The sequence below is a fragment of the Nocardia carnea genome, from assembly GCF_029868855.1.
GTDB lineage: Bacteria > Actinomycetota > Actinomycetes > Mycobacteriales > Mycobacteriaceae > Nocardia > Nocardia carnea_A.
In genome coordinates this window covers 1-4,458 of the sequence record NZ_JARWOV010000120.1, presented here as the reverse complement: position 1 = coordinate 4,458, position 4,458 = coordinate 1, and the positions used below count along the sequence as shown (strand labels likewise).

The 4,458-nt window shown below is 68.3% G+C and carries 5 protein-coding genes; 3 read left to right on the top strand and 2 right to left on the bottom strand.

The window, feature by feature from the left end:
- Positions 1 to 269 precede the first annotated feature (269 nt).
- Positions 270 to 515 carry a microaggregate-binding protein 1 gene (mbp1, locus tag QH195_RS11735; protein WP_280420578.1) on the bottom strand — a complete coding sequence of 82 codons (246 nt, stop codon included), beginning with the start codon at positions 513 to 515 and terminating at the stop codon, positions 270 to 272.
- A 175-nt stretch (positions 516 to 690) separates the two neighbouring features.
- On the opposite strand from mbp1, the gene QH195_RS11730 reads away from it, so the two are divergent.
- The 3 genes from QH195_RS11730 to dmpG are packed head-to-tail and all read left to right on the top strand — an operon-like array spanning position 691 to position 3,565.
- A complete protein-coding gene (locus tag QH195_RS11730) occupies positions 691 to 1,554 on the top strand; it encodes a 2-keto-4-pentenoate hydratase (RefSeq protein ID WP_280435374.1) in 864 nt (287 codons plus the stop codon).
- Positions 1,551 to 2,522, top strand: coding sequence for an acetaldehyde dehydrogenase (acetylating) (locus tag QH195_RS11725; RefSeq protein ID WP_280420575.1), 972 nt, complete (start codon positions 1,551 to 1,553; stop codon positions 2,520 to 2,522). Before QH195_RS11730 ends, QH195_RS11725 begins: the two co-directional genes overlap by 4 nt.
- A complete protein-coding gene (gene dmpG / locus QH195_RS11720; protein ID WP_280420576.1) occupies positions 2,519 to 3,565 on the top strand; it encodes a 4-hydroxy-2-oxovalerate aldolase in 1,047 nt (348 codons plus the stop codon). Before QH195_RS11725 ends, dmpG begins: the two co-directional genes overlap by 4 nt.
- Before the next feature lie 197 nt (positions 3,566 to 3,762).
- On the opposite strand, the gene QH195_RS11715 is transcribed toward dmpG, so the two are convergent.
- Positions 3,763 to 4,341, bottom strand: a complete 579-nt coding sequence (locus tag QH195_RS11715; protein WP_280435373.1) for a TetR/AcrR family transcriptional regulator — start codon at positions 4,339 to 4,341, stop codon at positions 3,763 to 3,765.
- Positions 4,342 to 4,458: the final 117 nt, after the last annotated feature.

Genomic DNA, 4,458 nt, shown 5'->3' with positions numbered 1-4,458 from the left:
TCACCGCCACCCCGGAAGGCGCCACCCTCCGCTTCACCCACGAGGGCCTGAATTCCGCCGAATCGGAATGTTTCGAGGCATGCTCCCGCGGCTGGAAGTTCTACATCGAGACAAGCCTGCGGCAACTGATCACCACCGGTACCGGACAGCCGTTCGCGAAGTACTGACCGTCGCGGCAACGGCGGCCGCCGGGCATTACCCGGGCGGCCGCCGTTGTCTCGAATTGCTGTGGGGCGGGGCCGATTACGTCTGCGCCGCGCGGAAATCGGCTATTGGCGTCCTTGATGCGAGCGCTGCCGGGCCTCCTCCAGATCGGCCTCGGAACGCGCCTTCTCGGCCTCGGCTTCCTTCTGCGCGACCTCGCGCTGCGATTCGCCCTTGTCCTGCTGTGCGATCCCTTCGTCACGCAGGTTGTCGTTGCCGAGGAGGGTACCGCCGACTTCCTTGGCTTTCCCCTTCACGCCCTCGACGGCACCTTCCAAGCCTTCCCGGGGGCCGGTCTGCTTGTCTGCCACGATCTCTACCTCCGAACAGTCGGTATTGGCGGATACCGGCCGCATACCCGGCACTCGCGAGTCCAATCAGGACCACCTGGCCGGCCCGGCCGTGGGTGGCCGGTGGGTGGTCCAGTCAGTGGACCATTCGGCTGTTCAGCTGGGCCGCGAGGGTGTGCACTGGTACCACGCAACGATGAGGAGAACGGAGGTAGTGGTGGCAACCACTGTCGAGGGCGCCAGCGCATCGGATGTCGACGAGTCCATCGTCGCCCGTGCCGCGCAACGCCTGATCACCGCAGCCGAGACACGTAAGACCTGTGCGCCGCTGCGCGAGGGTTTGATCAGTCCCGACGATGTCGCCACGGCCTACCGGATCCAGGAGCGATTCAATGCCGCCCGGGTCGCCGGGGACGTCACGGTGGTCGGCCGCAAGATCGGCGCCACCTCGCAGGCCGTCCAGCAGCAGTTGGGTGTGGATCAGCCCGATTTCGGGGTGCTGTTCTCCGATATGGCCTACGTCGACGGCGACGTGATACCGATCGACCGCCTGCTACAGCCCAAGGCCGAGGCCGAGATCGCATTCATCCTGGGTGCGGACCTCGCCGAGGGACCGCTGGATATCGCCCAGTGCCGGGCGGCGGTCGCCGAGGCGACGGCCGCGCTGGAGATCGTGGACAGCCGGATCACCGACTGGAACATCTCCTTCGCCGACACCGTCGCCGACAACGCCTCGAGCGGGCTGTATGTGCTCGGCAGCGAACGCCGGGCCCTCGACGACTTCGAGCCCGTCGAGGTCACCATGAGCATGAGCATCGACGGGGAAGAAGTGTCCACGGGCAACGGCGCCGCCTGCCTGGGTGACCCGCTCAACGCCCTGTCCTGGCTCGCCCAGCAGGCCCGCACCTTCGGTGAACCGCTGCGCGCCGGCCAGGTGATCCTCTCCGGTGCGCTCGGCCCGATGCGGCCGCTGCATCCCGGCGCCACCGTCACCGCCGCCATCTCCGGCCTCGGCACGGTTTCGGCTTCCTTCACCACCGCTTCGGAGGTCTCCCAATGAGTGACAACAACAAACGCACCAAGGTCGCGATCATCGGGTCGGGCAATATCGGCACCGATCTGATGATCAAGGTCATGCGGCATTCCCGGTTCCTGGAAATGGGGGCGATGGTCGGTATCGATCCCGATTCCGACGGTCTGGCCCGCGCCGCCCGCCTGAAGGTCCCGACCACCCATGAGGGTGTCGAGGGCTTGATCGCGCTGCCGAATTTCGACGAGATCGATATCGTCTTCGACGCCACCTCGGCGAAGGCGCACGAGCAGAACCACGCCCGGCTGGCCCCGCTGGGCAAACGCCTGATCGATCTGACGCCCGCCGCGATCGGCCCGTTCGTGGTGCCGCCGGTGAATCTCGAGGAACATCTCGCGGCGCAGAACGTGAACATGGTGACCTGTGGTGGCCAGGCGACGATCCCGATCGTGGCCGCGGTTTCGCGGGTCGTGCCGGTGCCCTACGCCGAGATCGTCGCGTCCATCGCCTCGAAATCGGCCGGGCCGGGGACGCGCGCCAATATCGACGAATTCACCGAGACCACCGCGCACGCCATCGAAACCGTGGGCGGCGCGGAACGCGGTAAAGCGGTGATCATCCTGAATCCCGCCGAACCGCCGCTGATCATGCGCGATACGGTCTTCTGCCTGGTCAACGCCCCCGACGAGGATTCCCACGAGCAGATCAAGGCGTCGGTCGTGAAGATGGTCGACGATGTGGCGGCCTATGTGCCGGGCTACCGGCTCAAGCAGGAAGTGCAGATCGACCCGATCCCGCAGGACCAGCCGGTGCACACCCTTCTCGCCAAGGACAACGCATTGTTCCCGACCCACCGGGTATCGGTGTTCCTGGAGGTCGAGGGCGCGGCCCACTACCTGCCCGCCTACGCCGGCAACCTCGACATCATGACGTCGGCGGGGCTGCAGGTCGCCGAGCGGATCGCGCAGAACATTCAGCAGAAAGAGAGTGCACGATGAGCTCTACGGAATCGGTGACCTCGGTTTTCGTCCAGGATGTGACCCTGCGTGACGGTATGCACGCCATCCGCCACCGCATCACCCCGGAGAACGTGGGCAAGATCGTGGCCGCGCTCGACGCCGCGGGTGTCGATGCCATCGAGGTCGCGCACGGTGACGGGCTGGCCGGCGGTTCGGTGAACTACGGGCCGGGTTCGCACAGCGACTGGACCTGGCTCGAGGCTGCGGCCGCGAATATCGGGAACGCCCGGCTGACCAGCCTGCTGCTGCCGGGTGTCGGCACCGCCGAGGATCTGCGGCGCGCCTGGGGGCTGGGTGTGCGGTCGGTGCGGGTCGCGACCCACTGCACCGAGGCCGATGTCGCCGCCCAGCACATCGCGACGGCCCGCGAGATCGGCATGGACGTCTCGGGATTCCTGATGATGAGCCATATGGCCGAACCCGCCGAACTCGCCCGGCAGGCGAAACTCATGGAGAGCTACGGCGCGCACTGCGTCTACGTCACCGATTCCGGTGGCCGCCTCACCATGAACGGCGTGCGCGACCGGATCCACGCCTACCGCGATGTGCTCGACCCGGCGACCGAACTCGGTATCCATGCGCACGAGAACCTGTCGCTGTCGGTGGCGAATTCGGTGGTGGCCGTCGAGAACGGCGTCACCCGGGTCGATGCCTCGCTCGCCGGCCACGGTGCGGGCGCGGGCAATACGCCGATCGAGGCCTTCGTCGCCGTCGCCGATGTGCTCGGCTGGAAGCACGGTTGCGATGTCTTCGCCCTGCAGGACGCCGCCGACGATCTGGTCCGGCCCCTCCAGGACCGGCCGGTGCGGGTGGACCGCGAAACCCTCACCCTCGGCTACGCCGGTGTCTACTCCAGCTTCCTGCGGCATGCGGAAGCGGCGAGCGAGCGGTACGGGATCGATGTGCGCACCCTGCTCATGGAAGCCGGACGCCGCCGCCTGGTCGGCGGCCAGGAGGACATGATCGTCGATATCGCGTTGACGATGGTCGCCGAACGGGAAGCCGAACAGCAGCCGGCCTGACGGGATATTCGCAGCGGCGCTCCCGGAGCGAGTGGTATCGACCATCCGCTCCGGGAGCGTTCTGCGTTCCACGGCGCTCGTGCGCAGCGGGTGGTATCGATCGGAGCCGGGGTGTGCTCGGCGCCGCTGTCGAGGCGCTGAATATCTGTCTCGTCCACGCGTGGCCGATCGAATGTAGGCCGACCGCTGGCACAGCTCTACCGGTCGCGGTGCCGGGGTGCGCCGTGGGCGATCTCGTGCACGGCGGGGCGCAGGAGTTCGATGATGCGATCGGGGGAGGCGTCGCGCACGCCCTCCAAGCCGAGCAGATGGCGGCTGATCACGACTCCGATGGTGACGGCCCCGATCAGGCCCGCGCGCAGGTCCGCGTCGTCCGGGCGCAGGTGCTGGGCCGCCTGCCGTTGGCGTTCGGTCATCGCTGCCCGCACGGTGTCGGCGGTTTCGGTCTGCGTGAGCATGGTGCGGATGGCGGCCAGGGTCGCGGTATCGGGGGTGCCGAGTTTGGCGACCAGGGCGTCGAGGAGCTGTTCGGCCGCCTGATCCGGGGGCCCGCTGATCGGTGCGTCGGGTTCGGGGACCGAGACTCGCGCGAACAATTGTTCTTTGGAGCCGAAATACCGCATGACCAGGCTCGGATCGGTTTCCGCCGCGGCGGCGACGGCGCGGATGGTGGTGCGGTCGTAGCCGGCTTCGGCGAACAGGCGGGTGGCGGCGCGCAGAATCCGCTCCTGCGTACGGCGCCGCTGTTCGGCTCGGGTCGGCGATGGTTCGGACACATGACCAGCCTAGGGGCGGGGGGGGGGGGGGGGGGGGGGGGGGGGGGGGGGGGGGGGGGGGGGGGGGCGGGGGGCGACCCGCCCCGCCCGGGGGGGGCGGGGCGGGGGGGGGGGAGA

Coding starts and splice junctions, on each gene's coding strand:
- QH195_RS11730 (WP_280435374.1), top strand. CDS start 691: ATGAGGAGAACGGAGGTAGTGGTGGCAACCACTGTCGAGGGCGCCAGC.
- QH195_RS11725 (WP_280420575.1), top strand. CDS start 1,551: ATGAGTGACAACAACAAACGCACCAAGGTCGCGATCATCGGGTCGGGC.
- dmpG (WP_280420576.1), top strand. CDS start 2,519: ATGAGCTCTACGGAATCGGTGACCTCGGTTTTCGTCCAGGATGTGACC.